Source organism: Nocardioides marinus, assembly GCF_013408145.1.
Taxonomy (GTDB): Bacteria; Actinomycetota; Actinomycetes; order Propionibacteriales; family Nocardioidaceae; genus Nocardioides; species Nocardioides marinus.
Genome location: NZ_JACBZI010000001.1, coordinates 2363169 through 2379386 on the forward strand (window position 1 = coordinate 2363169; position 16218 = coordinate 2379386).

The window sequence follows — 16218 nt, forward strand, 5'->3', positions numbered from 1 at the left end:
CCTAGAACATGATCGTGGAGAAGCGCGCGGTCTCGGCGAAGCCGACGGCCCGGTAGGCGCGGCGGGCCGGCTCGTTCCACTCGTTGACGTAGAGCGAGACCGTCGGGGCGATCTCCCGGCGCACGATGTCGACGACGGCGGCCATGCCGGACTCGGCGAGCCCCTCACCGCGGCGCTCGGGCGGCACCCAGACCCCCTGGATCTGCGCCGCGGCCGGTGACGCGCACGCCACCTCGGCCTTGAAGACCAGTCGGCCCTCGTCGAAGCGGGCGAAGGACCAGCCGCGGCTGACCAGCTGCGTGACCCGCGCCCGGTAGAGGTCCCCGCTGCCACCGGTCTCCGGGGAGAGCCCGACCTCCTCGGTGTACATCGCCACGCACGCGGGATAGAGCTGGGCCATGTCCTGGCGGGTCGTACGGCGTACGAGAGGGTCGGAAGCCACCAGCGGCGGCCCGGCGATCTCGAGGTGCGGCTGCTGCCAGCGGATCTCGCGGGGCGCGGACCAGGTCGTCGAGACGGCCCGCCAGAACGCCTCGACCGCCGCGTGCGGGCCGACGACGGTCGAGGCCATCCGGCCCTTGGACATCGCCCGCTCGGCGAAGGCGCGGGCGTCCTCGGCGGTGGCCTGGACGGGCACGAGGTTGGCGCCGACGTGGCAGGCGGCGCGCATCCGGCCGTCCTCGAAGCGGCCCCAGACCTCGCCGCCGAGCCAGCGCGGCTCGAGGCTGGTGGTGCGGGCGCGGTAGTCGGCGAAGACGTTGACCACCGGGTCGCGTCCGGCCAGGGCCAGGAACTCCTCGAGGTCCGCGACGCCGAGGGGACGGACGCCGTCGCGGGTGGTCAGCACGCGCGCAGCCTACGGCGTACGGCGCGGGGCCGGTGCGTGCTCGACCGGGACTGGCACGGCTGGATCAGCCCACCGTGACCTCGGCGGAACCGCCGTCGACGGCCTCCATGCCCTCGGCGATGCGCATGGCCTCCTCGATCAGCGTCTCCACGATCTTGGACTCCGGCACGGTCTTGATGACCTCGCCCTTGACGAAGATCTGGCCCTTGCCGTTGCCGGAGGCGACACCGAGGTCGGCCTCGCGGGCCTCGCCGGGGCCGTTGACGACGCAGCCCATCACGGCCACGCGCAGCGGGACCTCGAGTCCGTCGAGGCCGGCGGTGACCTCGTCGGCGAGCTTGTAGACGTCGACCTGGGCGCGGCCGCAGCTGGGGCAGGAGACGATCTCGAGGCGTCGGGGCTTGAGGTTGAGGCTCTCCAGGATCTGGATGCCGACCTTGACCTCCTCCACCGGCGGGGCCGACAGGCTCACGCGGATGGTGTCGCCGATGCCCTGGCTGAGCAGCGCGCCGAACGCGGTCGCGGACTTGATGGTGCCCTGGAAGGCCGGCCCCGCCTCGGTGACACCCAGGTGGAGCGGCCAGTCGCCCTCGGCGGCCAGCATCTCGTAGGCCCGCACCATCACGACGGGGTCGTTGTGCTTGACGGAGATCTTGAAGTCGCGGAAGCCGTGCTCCTCGAAGAGGCTGGCCTCCCACTTGGCGCTCTCCACGAGGGCCTCCGGGGTCGCCTTGCCGTACTTCTCCAGCAGGCGCTTGTCGAGGCTGCCGGCGTTGACGCCGATGCGGATCGACGTGCCGTGGTCGGCGGCCTCCTTGGCGATCTGCTTGACCTGGTCGTCGAAGGCGCGGATGTTGCCGGGGTTGACCCGGACCGCCGCGCAGCCGGCCTCGATGGCGGCGTAGACGTACTTGGGCTGGAAGTGGATGTCGGCGATGACCGGGATCTGCGCCTTCTGCGCGATCGCCGGCAGCGCCTCGGCGTCGTCCTGGCTGGGGCAGGCCACCCGCACGATGTCGCAGCCGCTGGCGGTCAGCTCGGCGATCTGCTGCAGCGTCGCGTTGACGTCGGAGGTCAGCGTCGTGGTCATCGACTGCACCGAGATCGGGTGGTCAGATCCCACCCCGACCTTCCCGACCTGGATCTGGCGGGTCTGGCGGCGGGGAGCCAGCACCGGCGGTGGGGCGGCGGGCATCCCGAGGCTGATCGAGGTCATGGCTCCAGGCTACTCAGTGGGGTGCGGTGGGACGTCATACGGAGGGGACGTCCGCTGTCTCGTTGCGTATGACGTCCGCCGGGGCCGCCCGGGACGTCATACGGAGGGGACGTCCGCTGCCGCCGTACGCATGACGTCCCACGCGGTTCCTCAGGCGGCGCGCCGGAACCCCGCGGCGACCATGGCCTCCTCGATCTGGTCGAGGAACGCCTCCCGCTCGAGGCGGAAGCCCAGCAGCGGGAGGCGCAGGACCCGGTCACCCTGCATGGTCAGAGCGTTCTGGCGCAGTGCGTCGCCCACGACGTTCTCGGCCCAGGAGTGGTGGATCCCGTCGACCTCGACGACGAGGCGGAACTGCGGCCAGTAGAGGTCGAGGTAGTAGCGACCCCGGCCATCTCGACGCAGCACCTGACGGGCCGGAGCCGGAAGTCCCCGCTCACGCAGTGCACGGGCGACGTCGAGCTCCCCCAGCGACCGAGCGCCGTCCAGCAGCTCGTTGACGACCTCGTGGAGCAGGGGCCGGCGCCGGTCCCGCCGGATGCGCAAGAGCTCGAGCCCGAGCTGCTCCGGGCGTACGAGGCCCTGCTGGACCGTTGCGGTGACGACGTACGTCGCCTCGCGGTCGGTCCGCGCCCAGAGCGCCGCGCGGAGGGCTGCCACGGCCGGCCGGGTCCTGGGGATGCCCGCGTCGGTCATGCGGTCCTGGGCGGACCATCGTCGGGTCTGGCGGACGTCGTACTCACGACGATGCCGTATCCGGGCTCCCCGTGGGACGGAGACCCGCACCCTGCCCTCGTCGAAGCGCTCGAGACCCGAGGCGACCAACGAGGACGCCCCGTCCAGCATGGCGCGGGGGCCGCCGACGAACAGCGCCGCCCAGCGCCGGCCGACGTCACTGATGGGGCCGTTGTGCACGCAGACCGCCTGGTCGCCCACCCGCGCCCAGCGCCGTGCGCGGACCTCCCTGGCCACCAGCCATCGGGGCACTCCCAGCGCGTAGAGCTGACGTCGGGACAGGACGCTCCCCTGGGACGCCGCGACGCTCTGGGCGGCGCGGAGGAGCTCGTCGTCGATGCTCGTCGAGGTGGCCATGCCCGGACGATCCCCGGTGAAGGGGAACCTCGGGGGCTGCCATCGGCAGGGTGTGGAACGCCTGGCGCGGGGAGCTGCTGTGGAGACTGTGCGGGCCGGTCAGGACCGCGGGACGTCATACGAGACGAAGGAACGGACGTCCCGTCCGTATGACGTCCCCCGAGCCCCGCCGACCCTCAGGCGTCGAACTGCACGGGGACGACCAGGTCGCCGACGATGAGCACCACGCCCATGACGAGCAGGGCGGAGGCGACGACGTAGGCGACGGGGAGCAGCTTGGCGGCGTCGACGTACCCGGGGTCGGGGCGGCGGCGCAGGCGCGCCCAGCCGCGGCGGACCCACTCCCAGGACGCGGAGGCGATGTGGCCGCCGTCGAGCGGGAGAAGCGGCAGGAAGTTGAACAGGCCGATGAACAGGTTGAACCCGGCGACCAGGCCCGCCAGGGAGACGGCCTTCTGGGAGAGGTCCAGCTGGTCGGTGGAGGAGACGGTGCCGGCGATCCGGCCGCCGCCGACGATGGAGACGGGGCTGTCGATCGCGCGCTCCTCGACGCCGACGATCGCCTTCGCCACGCCCCAGACCTTCACCGGCAGCTGGCCGAGCGCGACCACGGTGTCCTTGGTCATTCCGACCATCTGCCGTGCGGTGTAGAGCGGGCCGCCGGTCTCGGTGACGTAGCGGACGGTCGGGGTGACGCCGAGGAAGCCGACCTCGGTCAGCGTCTCGGTGGAGTCGCCGGTCGGGCGCGCCTGGACGGTCGTGGAGGTCTCGCCGGTCAGCCGCGTCCCGTCGCGCTCGTAGCCGATCACCGCGTCGCCGTCGGCGTTGTCGCGGATCAGCTCGCGCAGCTGGTCCCAGCCGGTGACCGGGGTGCCGTTGAAGGAGGTGACGACGTCACCGGGCCGCAGGCCGGCTTCGTACGCCGGAGCCAGCGGGTCGGAGTCGGTGCACGCGCGCCCCTCCTCGCTGAACGGGATGACGCACTCGGAGACGGTGTCGATGACCGGCGGGCCGGCCTCGGCCTCGATGTCGACGACGTTGCCGTAGGTGGCGTAGATCCCCCAGAACAGCGCGAACGCGATGATGATGTTGACCGACGGGCCGCCGGCCATCACCACGATCTTCTTCCACGACGGCATCTTGTAGAACAGCCGGTCCTCGTCGCCGGGCTGCACCAGCTCCCACTCCGCGGCGCGGGCGTCGGAGATCAGCTGGGTGAACATCCCGGTGTTGGACTTGCGGACCCGGGTGACCTGCTCACCGTGCTCGTCGTAGGTGACCTCGCCGAGCTCGGTGGCCCCCGGCGGGAGCATGCCGACGATCTTGACGTAGCCGCCGAGCGGGATCGCCTTGAGGCCGTACTCGGTCTCCCCCACCTGCCGGCTCCACACCGTGGGGCCGAAGCCGATGAAGTACTGCGTGACCTTCCCGCCGAACCGCTTGGCCGGGATCATGTGGCCGAGCTCGTGCAACCCGATCGAGACCAGGATGGCGCCGACGAACAGCACGACGCCGAGCAGGTAGAGCAGAGCGGTCATCACATTCCTCGGGAGGGTCCGTCAGGTGGTGCGGGCGATCACGCGGAGCGCCTCCTCGCGGGCCCATGCGTCGGCCCCGAGGACGTCGTCGAGCGAGAGGTCCTGCTCCGAGGGTACGTCGTGGGAGCGCAGCACCTCGGCCACCACATCGACGATCCGGACGAACGGGAGGTTCCCTGAACGGAAGGCGTCCACGGCCACCTCGTTGGCGGCGTTGTAGACGCACGGGGCCGTGCCGCCGAGGTCGCCGGCCTCGCGGGCCAGCGCCACGGCGGGGAACGCCTCGTCGTCCAGCGGGAGGAACTCCCAGGTCTCCGGGCGGCTCCAGTCGACCGAGGCGGCAGCGTCGGGCACCCGGTCGGGCCAGGCCAGTCCCAGCGCGATCGGGATCATCATCGTCGGCGGGCTGGCCTGCACCAGCGTCGAGCCGTCGTGGAACTCCACCATCGAGTGCACCACCGACGTCGGGTGGACCACGACCTCGATCGCGTCGAACGGCACGCCGAAGAGCAGGTGCGCCTCGATGACCTCCAGCCCCTTGTTGACCAGGGTCGCGGAGTTGATGGTGATGACCGGGCCCATGGCCCACGTCGGGTGCGCGAGCGCGTCGGCGACGCTCACGTCGGCGAGCTGCTCGCGGGTGCGCCCGCGGAACGGGCCGCCGCTCGCGGTGAGCACCAGGCGGCGTACCTCGTCGCGGGCGCCACCGCGCAGGCACTGCGCGATCGCGGAGTGCTCGGAGTCCACGGGCACCAGCTGGCCGGGAGCGGCCCGGTCGAGGACGAGCGGGCCGCCCATGATCAGCGACTCCTTGTTGGCCAGCGCCAGCGTGCTGCCCGCGTCGAGCGCGGCCAGGGTCGGCCGCAGGCCCACGGCGCCGGTGATGCCGTTGAGCACCACGTCGCAGGGGTGGGCCGCGGCGTCGACCGACGCCTGCTCCCCCAGCCCGTGGACGGCCGGGCCGAACTCCTCGACCTGCCGGGCGAAGAGGTCGGGGTTCGAGCCGCCGGCGGTCAGGCCGACGACGCGGAACCGGTCGGGGTTCGCGCGCACCAGGTCGAGCGCCTGGGTGCCGATGGATCCGGTGGAGCCGAGGATGACGACGTCGCGACGCTGCACGGACCCGAGTCTGTCAGGGGGCGGTCGCGGCGAACGCCTCGGCCACCACGTCGAAGGCCTCCTCGAGCAGCTCGTCGGAGATCGACAGCGGCGGCAGGAAGCGGAAGACGTTGCCCCAGGTGCCGCAGGTCAGCGTGACGACCCCCTGGCGGTGGCAGTACGCCGACACGGCCGCCGCCCGGGCGGCATCCGGCTCGAGGGTGCCCGGCCGGCACAGCTCGATGGCCAGCATGGCGCCCCGGCCGCGGATCTCGGCGACGACCGGGTGCTCGGCGGCGATCTTCTCCAGCCGCCCGCGCACCAGCGCCTCGACCTCGCGGGCCCGGCCGGCCAGGTCGTGGGTCTCCATCTCCTCGATGGCCCCGAGCGCGGCGGCACAGGCCAGCGGGTTGCCGCCGTAGGTGCCGCCCAGGCCTCCCCCGTGGACGGCGTCCATCAGCTCGGCCCGGCCGGTGACGGCCGCGAGCGGCAGGCCGCCGGCGATGCCCTTGGCCGTGGTCACCAGGTCGGGGACGACGCCCTCGTGGTCGCAGGCGAACCAGTCGCCGGTGCGGCAGAAGCCGGACTGGATCTCGTCGGCGATGAACACCACGTCGTGCTCGCGGCACCAGTCGGCGAGCGCGGGCAGGAAGCCGGGGGCGGGCTCGATGAAGCCGCCCTCGCCCTGGATCGGCTCGATGACCACGCAGGCGAGGTTGGTGGCGCCGACCTGCTTGTCGATCACGTCGATCGCGCGCGCGGCCGCGTCGGCACCGGAGAGCCCGTCGTGCAGCGGGTAGGACATCGGCGCGCGGTAGACCTCGCCCGCGAACGGCCCGAAGCCGTGCTTGTAGGGCATGTTCTTGGCCGTCATCGCCATCGTGAGGTTGGTGCGGCCGTGGTAGGCGTGGTCGAAGACGACGACGGCGTCCCTGCCGGTCGCCACGCGGGCGATCTTGACGGCGTTCTCGACCGCCTCGGCGCCGGAGTTGAACAGCGCGGACTTCTTCGCGTGGTCGCCGGGGGTGAGCTCGGCCAGCCGCTCGGCCACGTCGACGTAGCCGGCGTACGGGGTGACCATGAAGCAGGTGTGGGTGAAGGCCTCGAGCTGCTCGGCGACGCGACGCACCACGGCCGGCGCGCTGTTGCCGACGGTGGTGACGGCGATGCCCGAGCCGAGGTCGATCAGGCTGTTGCCGTCGACGTCGACGAGCACCCCGCCGCCGGCCTCGACCACGAAGACGGGCAGAGCGGTGCCGACACCGTCGGCGACGTAAGACTTCTTGCGCTCGAGCATTTCCAGCGAACGTGGTCCGGGGATCTCGGTCGCCAACCGGCGTACTTGCGGAATCTGGTGGGTCACGGCGCCAACTCTCGCACACCCCACGGGCTGCCGTAGGAGGTGAGCAGGTCCAGGAACGGCACGGCGTCGAACGCCTCGGGCCCGAGCACCCCGCTGCCCTGCCACGCACCGGTGGCGAGCAGCTCGAGGGCGACCACGGGGTTGATGGCGGTCTGCCACACCACGCACTGGTGGCCGTACTCGCGCATCGTCTGCTCGTTGTCGACGACGTGGTAGAGGTACGTCGAGCGCGGCCCGGTCGGCCGGCCCTCGGCGTCCTTGCCGGTGCCGGTCACCCACAGGCCGGCGCAGGTCTTGCCGGTCATCCGCGGGCCGATGGTCGCGGGGTCGGGCAGCACGGCGGCCACCACGTCACGGGGGCTGACCTGCACCCCCTTCACCGACACCTTCTCGGTGGAGTCCAGGCCGAGCTGGTGGAGCACCTTGAGGATGGTGATCATCTCCTCGCCCAGGCCGTACTTGAAGGTCGCGCGGCGGCAGTCGATCCAGCGCGGCATGAGGAGCACCTCCTCGTGCTCGACGTTGACGCACTCGACCGGCCCGATGCCCTCGGGGAAGTCGAAGACCTCCGGCTCGCTGAACGGCGCGGTCGTGTGCCACGCGCCGTCCTCCCACACCACGGGCGGGTTGAGGCACTCCTCGATCGTGGTCCACATCGAGAACGACGGGGCGAAGACCTCGTTCCCGTCGTCGTCGCGCACGACCAGGTTGGCGCCGTCGCGGGTGCCGAGCTCGTCGATCTCGGAGAACAGGTGGTCGGCGGCGTAGCGGGCGAAGACGTCGGAGAGCCCCGGCTCGACGCCGATGCCGACCAGGGCGAGCCTGCCGGCGGCCTCCCACTGCTCGGCGACAGCGAACTGCTCGTCGCCGAGCTTGACGCCGGGCACCTCGTGGGGGCGCTCGGGATGGGGCTTCGACAGAGACATCGCCATGTCGAGGTAGTCGGCGCCGGCGGCGAAGGCGCCCTCGAAGACCGGCATGTCGAAGACCGGGTCGACGGCGTTCATCACGTGGGTGATGCGGTGCTCGCGGCACAGCGCGGCCACCGCGTCGGCCGAGGAGGCGTCGACGCGTGCGGCGGCGTACCGCTCGTCCTGGGCGGCCGCGGCCTCCGCCCGCTCCAGGGAGTAGTCGGTGACCACGATCGTCTCGAAGAAGTCGCGCCGTGCGGCGATGGCGCAGAACGCCGAGCCCACCCCTCCGGCGCCGACCAGCAGGATCCTCATGGCTGCCTCAGCCACCGATCGAGGACATGACGTGCTTGATCCTCGTGTAGTCCTCCAGGCCGTACATCGAGAGGTCCTTGCCGTAGCCGGAGTGCTTGAAGCCGCCGTGCGGCATCTCGGAGACGAACGGGATGTGGGTGTTGATCCACACCGCACCGAAGTCCAGGCGGCGCGAGACACGCATGGCGCGGCCGTGGTCGGCGGTCCACACGCTGGAGGCCAGGCCGTACTTCACGCCGTTGGCCCAGCGCAGCGCCTCGGCCTCGTCGGTGAAGCGCTGCACGGTCATGACGGGGCCGAAGATCTCGGTCTGGATCTGCTCGTCGTCCTGGCGCAGCCCGGAGAGCACGGTCGGCTCGTAGAAGTAGCCGGCCTCGCCGTGACGGGTGCCGCCGGTGACGACCTCGGCGTGGTCGGGCAGCCGGTCGACCATCCCGGTGACGTGGGCGAGCTGGTTGCTGTTGTTGAGCGGGCCGTAGTAGGTGCCCTCGGCGTCGGGCATGCCGGTGGGCATCCCCCGGGCGGCCTCCGCGAGCGCGGCGACGAGGTCGTCGTGGATGCCGGGGGCGGCGAGGACGCGGGTGGCGGCGGTGCAGTCCTGCCCGGCGTTGAAGAGCGCGGCGCCCGCGATGCCCTCGGCGGCGGCGGCGAGGTCGGCGTCGTCGAAGACGATCACCGGCGCCTTGCCGCCGAGCTCGAGGTGGACCTTCTTCAGGTCGGTGGCCGCGGACCCGGCGACCTCCATGCCCGCGCGCACCGAGCCGGTGATCGCGACCATCTGCGGGGTCGGGTGGGAGACCAGCGCGCGGCCGGTGTCACGGTTGCCGCACACGACGTTGAGGACGCCGGGCGGCAGGAACTCCTGGGCGATCTTGGCGAGCAGCGTGGAGCTGGCCGGGGTGGTGTCGCTGGGCTTGAGGACGACGGTGTTGCCGGCGGCCAGGGCGGGTGCGATCTTCCAGATCATCATCAGCAGCGGGTAGTTCCACGGCGTCACCTGGCCGACGACGCCGATCGGCTCGCGCCGCACCCACGAGGTGTGGTCGGCCATGTACTCCCCCGCCGCGCGCCCCTCGAGGACGCGGCAGGCGCCGGCGAAGAACCGGAAGTGGTCGCTGGCGTAGGGCATCTCCTCGTCCATCGTCAGCCCCAGCGGCTTGCCGGTGTCGCGGCACTCGACGGCGTTCAGCTCCTCGACGCGGTCCTCGATCGCGTCGGCGAGCTTGAGCAGCGCGCGGGCGCGGTCCTGCGGGGTGGTCTCCCAGCCCCAACCCTCGAAGGCGGCGTCGGCGGCGGCGTACGCGCGGTCGACGTCCTCGGTGCCCGAGGCGGGCGCCTGGGCGTAGACCTCACCGGTCGTGGGGTCGATGACGTCGTAGGTCGCGCCGGACGCGGCGGGGACGAGCTCGCCGTTGATGACGTTGCGGAAGGTCGTGTCGGCCATGTCGGCGACACTAGTGAAGGACCTACGGAATCGGTAGACGTCTGACCGAAACGGCGCGGAATCCGTCGCATGACGTTGGTCTGACGACGATGTGGCCCGGGTGACCCGGGTGACCCGGGTGACCCGGGTGACCCGGGTGACCCGGCTTCAGGCTTCGTGGACGAGCGCACCGTCGATCCAGGTGCTGCGGACGCGGGTGGCGCCGATCTGCTCGGCCGGGCCGGCGAACGGGTCACGGTCGAGCACCACGAGGTCGGCCACCGCCCCGGGGCGCACCCGGCCGGCGTCGTCCCGACCGTTGATCCAGGCGCTGCCGGAGGTGTACGCCGCGAACGCGGTCTCGAGGTCCAGCGCCTGGGCGGGCAGGAACGGCTCGGTGCCGGCCGGGCCGGCCTCGCCGTACGCCGTGCGGGTGACGGCGGTGTGGACGGCCGCGAGTGGGTCGGGGGTGCTGACCGGCCAGTCGCTGCCGGCGACGAGCCGGGCTCCGGCGCGGTGGAGGTCGCCGAAGGGGTACTGCCAGGTGGCACGTTCGGGCCCGAGGAACGGCAGCGTCAGGTCGACCATCTGCTCGTCGAGGCAGGCCCACAGCGCCTGGATGTTGGCCGCGACCCCGAGGACGGCGAACCGGGCGACGTCGTCGGGGTGGATGAGCTGGAGGTGGGCGATGTGATGGCGCAGCGCGCGGCCGGCGGCGTCGAGGCCGGCGAAGGCGTCGAGCGCCTCGCGCACGCCGCGGTCGCCGATCCCGTGGACGTGGACCTGGAAGCCGTCGGCGGCCAGGGCGCGGACAGCCTCACCGAGCCGGACGGGGTCGAGGAAGGAGTGACCGGCGTTGGCGGTGGGGTGGCCGCACCGGTCGAGGTAGGGCTCGGTGAGGGCGGCCGTGCCGTTCTCGGCGACCCCGTCCTGCATGACCTTGACGCTGGTGGCACGGAACCGTCCGTGGGTGTACTCCGCGCGCCGCTCGCGCAGGCCGGGCAGTTGCTCGAGGCCGCGGTCGCGGTCCCACCACAGGGCGCCGACGACGTGGCCGGCGAGGGTGCCGGCGCGGGCGGCACGCAGGTACGCCGGGCCGGGGTCGTCCATGCCGACGTACTCCCCCACGATGGCGTCCTGCCAGCCCACGACACCGACCGAGTGCAGGTAGGACTGGCCGGCGGCGAGTGCGGCGTCGGCCTCGGCGTCGGTGGTGGCGGGCAGCAAGCGGCTGACCAGCTGCATGGCGCCCTCGTGGAGGGTGCCGGTGGGCTCGCCCGCGGCGTCGCGCTCGATGCGGCCGTCGGGCGGGTCGGGGGTGTGCCGGTCGATGCCGGCCAGGGCGAGGGCGCGGCTGTTGACCCACAGGCCGTGGTGGTCGCGGTTGGGCAGGGCGACGGGGCGGTCGGGCACCACGGCGTCGAGGTCGGCGGCAGTGGGGGTGCCGCCGGGGAAGGCCGCCATCGCCCAGCCGCCACCCTGGATCCAGGGCAGGTCGGGGTGGGCGGCGGCGTACTCGCGGACGGCGGCGAGGTAGGCCTCGCGGCCGTCGAGGCCGGACAGGTCGCAGCGGACCCGCTCGAGGCCGCCCTGGACGACGTGGACGTGGGCGTCGACGAAGCCGGGCGCGAGCAGGCCGCCCTCGAGGTCGACGACACGGGTGCCGGCCGGGGCGTCGAGGGGCTGCTCGGCAGCGTCGCCGGTGGAGACGGCGGCGATGCGGCCGTCGGCCACCAGGACCTGGGCGACTCCGGCGTACTGCTCGCCGTCGAAGAGGGTGCCGCCACGGAAGAGGGTCGCCATGGGGACGATTCCTACCAGCCGGGCACGCGAACCCGACAACGCATCCTGTCTGCAACAACGGATTTCGTCACATAATTACGCTTTCGCGACGGAATCCCTTGCGTTGCCGTCACGAGACGGTCAGCATGGGCGCATGCACCCGGACTACGACCACCTCCAGCGGGCCGCCAAGGACCACCTGTGGATGCACTTCACGCGGCACGGGCAGTACGCCGACGGCGACGTGCCGGTGATCGTGCGCGGGGAGGGTGCCTACCTGTGGGACGCGAAGGGCAAGCGCTACCTGGACGGGCTGGCGGGGCTGTTCGTGAGCCAGCTGGGCCATGGTCGTGAGGACCTGGCGGAGACGGCGGCGGCGCAGGCCAAGGAGCTGGCGTTCATGCCGCTGTGGTCCTACGCGCACCCGACGGCCATCGAGCTGGCCGAGAAGGTCGCCGGCTACGCGCCCGGCGACCTGGACCACGTGTTCTTCACCAGCGGTGGCGGCGAGGCCGTGGAGACGGCGTGGAAGCTGGCGAAGAACTACTTCAAGCTCACCGGCAAGCCGATGAAGCACAAGGTGATCTCCCGGGCGATCGCCTACCACGGCACCACGCAGGGCGCGCTGTCGATCACGGGGCTGCCGCTGCTGAAGCAGCAGTTCGAGCCGCTGGTGCCCTCGACGTTCCGGGTGCCGAACACCAACTACTACCGCGCTGAGCTGCACCCGGGCTTCGGCGGCGGCACGCTGGAGGAGTTCGGCCGCTGGGCCGCGGACCAGATCGCGGTGGCGATCGAGGCCGAGGGCCCCGACACCGTGGCCGCGGTGTTCCTGGAGCCGGTGCAGAACGCCGGCGGCTGCTTCCCCCCGCCGCCGGGCTACTGGCAGCGGGTGCGGGAGATCTGCGACGAGTACGACGTGCTGCTGGTCTCCGACGAGGTCATCTGCGCCTTCGGTCGGCTGGGCCACATGTTCGGCGCGGAGCGCTTCGACTACCAGCCCGACATGATCACCTGCGCCAAGGGACTGACGTCGGGCTACTCGCCGCTGGGCGCGATGATCGCCAGCCGCCGGCTGATGGAGCCGTTCCGCCAGGGCGCGGAGATGTTCGCCCACGGCTACACCTTCGGCGGCCACCCGGTCTCCACGGCGGTCGGGCTGAAGAACCTGCAGATCTTCGAGGAGGAGAAGGTCCTCGACCACGTCCGCAGCAACGAGGACGCCTTCCGCGCCACCTTGGAGCGGCTGCTGGACCTGCCGATCGTCGGCGACGTCCGCGGCGAGGGGTACTTCTACGGGATCGAGCTGGTGAAGGACAAGACCACCAAGGAGTCCTTCAGCGACGAGGAGTGCGAGCGCATCCTCTTCGGCTTCGTCTCCAAGCAGCTCTACTCCGAGGGTCTCTACTGCCGCGCCGACGACCGCGGCGACCCGGTCGTCCAGCTCGCTCCCCCGCTCATCTGCGACCAGTCCCACTTCGACGAGATCGAGCAGATCCTCCGGGTGGTCCTGGACAAGGCCTCCTCGATGCTCTGAGGCCAGCCGGTCGAGCAGGAAGGAGCGCCAGCGCATCCCGGTGGTCGAGCAGCGAGGAGCGCCAGCGACGAGCGTCGTCGAGACCCGGTGAGCACGGCTGGTCGAGCAGCGAGGAGCGCCAGCGACGAGCGTCGTCGAGACCCGGTGAGCACGGCTGGTCGAGCAGCGAGGAGCGCCAGCGACGAGCGGGCGTCGAGACCCGGTGAGACAAGAGCAACCTGCCCACTGCGTTCTACGTCCGCAACCTTCCCGCCCGCTTCGGGTCGTGGACCATCGCGTGGTGCGCCGAGCAGTACAACCGCCCGTCCTTCACGCTGGTGCCCCCACCCTGGGACCACGGGATCACGTGGTGGACGTGGCACCTGCTCGGCGGTGCATCACACCCGCCGACGACGCAGGTCTTGTCGCGCTGCGCGATCGCGAGCCGCTGGGCCTTCGTGTGGAACCTGCGCCGACGGCCGACGTCGAGGACCTCCGACTGACCGCCCAGCACCATCGGGATCACGCCGGCCTCGCAGGCGAGCCGGCGTGCCGTGCTGGCGGAGATGACCTCGCCGGTGTCCAGGGCCGCGCCCGCGAGGCCGCCCATCAGCGAGTCGATGGTCATCGTGACCACCACCGTGGCCCCGACACCACCGATCGTGGGCAGGTCCTTGGCGTCGATCCGCTCCAGCAGCTCGGTGAACGCCGCACCGGCAGCCACCGGCGTCGGCCGGATCTGGCGGACCTCGGCCGGGTCCTGCCTCGCCCACGTCAACGCCTGGATCGCCTTCGCGAGCATCGCACCGTGCAGCGTCGGGATCGAGAACCTTCCGTGCACCATCCCGTGACCATCGGAGGCGAACGTCAGCCTGGTCTTCTCGGCGGCACGACGCTCCTCGTCCTCCAACAGCTGCGCCTCGTGCGCCTCCCCGACCTCCGGCGCCACCACGGTCAGCACGTGACGACCCAGGACCTTCAGGTGCTTGGCGTCGAACCCGTCGGCGCAGTCGAGAAGGTGCTTCTCGGCCTGAGTGACGATCTCCGGGTCGAGGTCGTCGGGTCCGTCGGTCTCCAGGTCTGCCAGGGCGCGGGCGATGGCGTGGGCCTGCTCGGTGTTCACCCGACCCTCAGCGAGCGCCTCGGCCAGCGCGGCGTGGCGAGTGAGCGCCACAGCGAGCTTCACGTCCCGGTGCGCGGTCGCGCGATTGCGGTTGGTGGCATCGGCCCACCACGTCGCCGTCGTCGTCGCGCCGTTGGTCTCCTCCACCCGCACCTTCGTGGCGTGCGCCAGCACCGTCGCGGTCAACGCATCCAGCCGAGAGGCCACCTGCGCCAGCCCGCGCAGCAGGTTCGCGGTCGCAGCCTGGTCCAGCCCGATCAGGGACGCAGCGTGGCCGCCGTCGAGGGCACCAGCCAGCTTCTCGACCACCTTGTCGAGAGGGTGCTGCTGCCCGAGAACCGCCATACCTCAGCACACACCACGCCACCGACATTCCGGCCCCCCAGAACAGGCCGATCCACACCCCCACCGGGAGTCGTGATCCAACCGTGACCTTCGTCGTGGTCGGCACACGGAAGCAAGTCCTACCGCCCAGGTAGACGCAGGTCATCAACGCGGAGGGTTCGGTGCACCTGGTGCACCGAACCCTCCGCGATCATGGGCGATCAGAGGGCTTCCCGCCACGACTCCTGCGGGCTGAGCGGCTGCACGACGCGGGTCTCCGCGCCGCTTCCTAGCTCCGCCACGCGGCGCACAGGCGAGTGCACCGTCATGCCGATGAGCGGTCACACAGGCGTGGTCGACCAAAAGGCTTCTGCTTGGTCGAGGAGGACCACCACGTCCTCTGCGACAGCGACGTAGTGAGAGTCGGGCAAGACGGTCTGGCCGTCGGTCTCGTAGTTGCGGGGCCCGTAGACGAACCAGTGGTCACCAAACCCAGGAAGTTCGGGTTCCGAGACGGGGTCGCGGGTCGTTGATATCGCGTGCCGTCACTTTTGACGGGGCCACGTCTGCACCCCATGAGGTCACGTGCCCAGCCGGAGGGCAGGCAGCGACCTCGACTACGAAACTGCCTCCGCTAGAGAAGTGCTGAACGCTGAGAAGGCTAATGCGTCCCGCATCACGGCGACGGAAGTGCGGGAGACTGCCGGTGAAGCCACGGCGTCGGAGTTCGACGACCAGCACGCGTTTCAGCGCGTCGTCCATGGCGGCTCGCGGTGACGGGAACACGCTGTGAAGGCTACGGCGCAAACGTCCGCTCATGCCGCGATGACGATCGTTCGGAACTGCGTCCTAGCGCCGCGACTGGGCGTCCCGATCACGGGCACGGAGACCGCACGACCGTCAGACCGCTTCCAGGACCATGAACAGGAAGCAGATGAAGCTGCGCCCCGGCTCGAGGCCGGGCGGCAGCAGCTCGACCGGGGTGCCCGGGGCCGGGGGCGGCTCGCTGATGGTGCCGATCCTGAAGCCCGCCTCGGTGAAAGCGTCGGACATGGCGTGGAGGGGGCGGTGCCAGAACGTGAGCCAGACGGTGCGGCCGTCGAACTCGTAGTCCTCGGAGTACTCCCTGGTCGCGAAGTAGTCGGCGTCCGGATAGACGACCGCGTGCGCCGTGGGGTGGTTCACCACCACGACCACCCGGCCACCGGGCCGCAGGACGCGACGCAGCTCCGCCAACGGAGCCGACCAGTCCTGGACGTAGTGCAGGACCAGGCAGGCGACGGCGTCGTCGAAGGACGCGTCGGCGTAGGGAAGCGGGGAGCTCAGGTCGACGACGTCGAGCTCGGCGCGGTCGCCGAGCCGCTCACGAGCCAGCTCCACCATCGCGGCACTGCGGTCCGACCCAGTCACCACGGCGCCCTGCTCCACGAGCGACTCGGTCAACGTGCCGGAGCCGCACCCCACGTCCAGGACCCGTCGTCCCCTCAGGTCACCCAGCAGCCGGACCACCTCCGGGCGCGCGTAGTGGGCGTTGAAGAGGTTGGACTCGTTGCTGCGCGCGTACGCCACCGCGAAGTCGTCGTAGTCGGTCACCGTGGCCGTCCTTTCCCGAGGACGCCCACGCTCCCACGGGGCCTCGCGCACCGGTCGCCGACGCACCGTGTGCCGCG

The 16218-nt window shown here is 71.5% G+C and carries 13 protein-coding genes; 1 reads left to right on the forward strand and 12 read right to left on the reverse strand.

All coding sequences use genetic code 11. The features are described 5' to 3' along the window. Window position 1 precedes the first annotated feature (1 nt). The 9 genes from BKA05_RS11205 to BKA05_RS11245 form a co-directional block, all read right to left on the reverse strand. The gene (locus tag BKA05_RS11205) at window positions 2-847 is read right to left on the reverse strand and encodes a GNAT family N-acetyltransferase (protein ID WP_179531504.1); all 846 of its coding nucleotides are present in this window, start codon (window positions 845-847) and stop codon (window positions 2-4) included. A 64-nt stretch (window positions 848-911) separates the two neighbouring features. After that, entirely contained in the window at window positions 912-2063 is a 1152-nt protein-coding gene (gene ispG / locus BKA05_RS11210; protein ID WP_179531505.1) for a flavodoxin-dependent (E)-4-hydroxy-3-methylbut-2-enyl-diphosphate synthase, read from the reverse strand. Between the two features lie 150 nt (window positions 2064-2213). Continuing rightward, window positions 2214-3155 carry an endonuclease domain-containing protein gene (locus tag BKA05_RS11215; RefSeq protein WP_179531506.1) on the reverse strand — a complete coding sequence of 314 codons (942 nt, stop codon included), beginning with the start codon at window positions 3153-3155 and terminating at the stop codon, window positions 2214-2216. A gap of 176 nt (window positions 3156-3331) precedes the next feature. After that, window positions 3332-4693 (reverse strand): M50 family metallopeptidase, encoded by a 1362-nt coding sequence (locus tag BKA05_RS11220; protein ID WP_281364577.1) that lies wholly within the window; start codon window positions 4691-4693, stop codon window positions 3332-3334. A gap of 21 nt (window positions 4694-4714) precedes the next feature. Next, entirely contained in the window at window positions 4715-5812 is a 1098-nt protein-coding gene (gene dxr, locus BKA05_RS11225; RefSeq protein WP_179531507.1) for a 1-deoxy-D-xylulose-5-phosphate reductoisomerase, read from the reverse strand. A 13-nt stretch (window positions 5813-5825) separates the two neighbouring features. Further along, complete coding sequence (gene gabT / locus BKA05_RS11230; protein WP_179531508.1) at window positions 5826-7178, reverse strand: 4-aminobutyrate--2-oxoglutarate transaminase; 1353 nt, start codon at window positions 7176-7178, stop codon at window positions 5826-5828. After that, complete coding sequence (locus tag BKA05_RS11235; protein ID WP_179531509.1) at window positions 7151-8380, reverse strand: saccharopine dehydrogenase family protein; 1230 nt, start codon at window positions 8378-8380, stop codon at window positions 7151-7153. Before BKA05_RS11235 ends, gabT begins: the two co-directional genes overlap by 28 nt. Before the next feature lie 7 nt (window positions 8381-8387). After that, window positions 8388-9824, reverse strand: coding sequence for a gamma-aminobutyraldehyde dehydrogenase (locus BKA05_RS11240; RefSeq protein ID WP_179531510.1), 1437 nt, complete (start codon window positions 9822-9824; stop codon window positions 8388-8390). A 147-nt stretch (window positions 9825-9971) separates the two neighbouring features. Beyond that, complete coding sequence (locus tag BKA05_RS11245; protein ID WP_179531511.1) at window positions 9972-11606, reverse strand: amidohydrolase; 1635 nt, start codon at window positions 11604-11606, stop codon at window positions 9972-9974. A 133-nt stretch (window positions 11607-11739) separates the two neighbouring features. Between BKA05_RS11245 and BKA05_RS11250 the strand changes: the two genes are divergently transcribed. After that, the gene (locus tag BKA05_RS11250) at window positions 11740-13122 is read left to right on the forward strand and encodes an aspartate aminotransferase family protein (RefSeq protein WP_179531512.1); all 1383 of its coding nucleotides are present in this window, start codon (window positions 11740-11742) and stop codon (window positions 13120-13122) included. 232 nt (window positions 13123-13354) lie between these two features. Here BKA05_RS11250 and BKA05_RS11255 read toward each other — a convergent pair whose 3' ends face one another. From BKA05_RS11255 to BKA05_RS11265, 3 genes are all read right to left on the reverse strand, one after another. Then, window positions 13355-14533, reverse strand: a complete 1179-nt coding sequence (locus tag BKA05_RS11255) for a DUF222 domain-containing protein (protein ID WP_179531513.1) — start codon at window positions 14531-14533, stop codon at window positions 13355-13357. 498 nt (window positions 14534-15031) lie between these two features. After that, window positions 15032-15367: a DUF4304 domain-containing protein gene (locus tag BKA05_RS20480; protein WP_415836668.1), complete on the reverse strand. Its 336-nt coding sequence runs from the start codon at window positions 15365-15367 to the stop codon at window positions 15032-15034. Between the two features lie 81 nt (window positions 15368-15448). Beyond that, entirely contained in the window at window positions 15449-16141 is a 693-nt protein-coding gene (locus BKA05_RS11265) for a class I SAM-dependent methyltransferase (protein ID WP_343045627.1), read from the reverse strand. Window positions 16142-16218: the final 77 nt, after the last annotated feature.

What these genes read in the sequence shown, in the direction of transcription:
- BKA05_RS11240 (WP_179531510.1), bottom strand. Translation starts at nt 9,824, where the DNA reads ATGGCCGACACGACCTTCCGCAACGTCATCAACGGCGAGCTCGTCCCC.
- BKA05_RS11250 (WP_179531512.1), top strand. Translation starts at nt 11,740, where the DNA reads ATGCACCCGGACTACGACCACCTCCAGCGGGCCGCCAAGGACCACCTG.
- ispG (WP_179531505.1), bottom strand. Translation starts at nt 2,063, where the DNA reads ATGACCTCGATCAGCCTCGGGATGCCCGCCGCCCCACCGCCGGTGCTG.
- BKA05_RS11220 (WP_281364577.1), bottom strand. Translation starts at nt 4,693, where the DNA reads ATGACCGCTCTGCTCTACCTGCTCGGCGTCGTGCTGTTCGTCGGCGCC.
- BKA05_RS20480 (WP_415836668.1), bottom strand. Translation starts at nt 15,367, where the DNA reads ATGAGCGGACGTTTGCGCCGTAGCCTTCACAGCGTGTTCCCGTCACCG.
- BKA05_RS11235 (WP_179531509.1), bottom strand. Translation starts at nt 8,380, where the DNA reads ATGAGGATCCTGCTGGTCGGCGCCGGAGGGGTGGGCTCGGCGTTCTGC.
- BKA05_RS11215 (WP_179531506.1), bottom strand. Translation starts at nt 3,155, where the DNA reads ATGGCCACCTCGACGAGCATCGACGACGAGCTCCTCCGCGCCGCCCAG.
- BKA05_RS11245 (WP_179531511.1), bottom strand. Translation starts at nt 11,606, where the DNA reads ATGGCGACCCTCTTCCGTGGCGGCACCCTCTTCGACGGCGAGCAGTAC.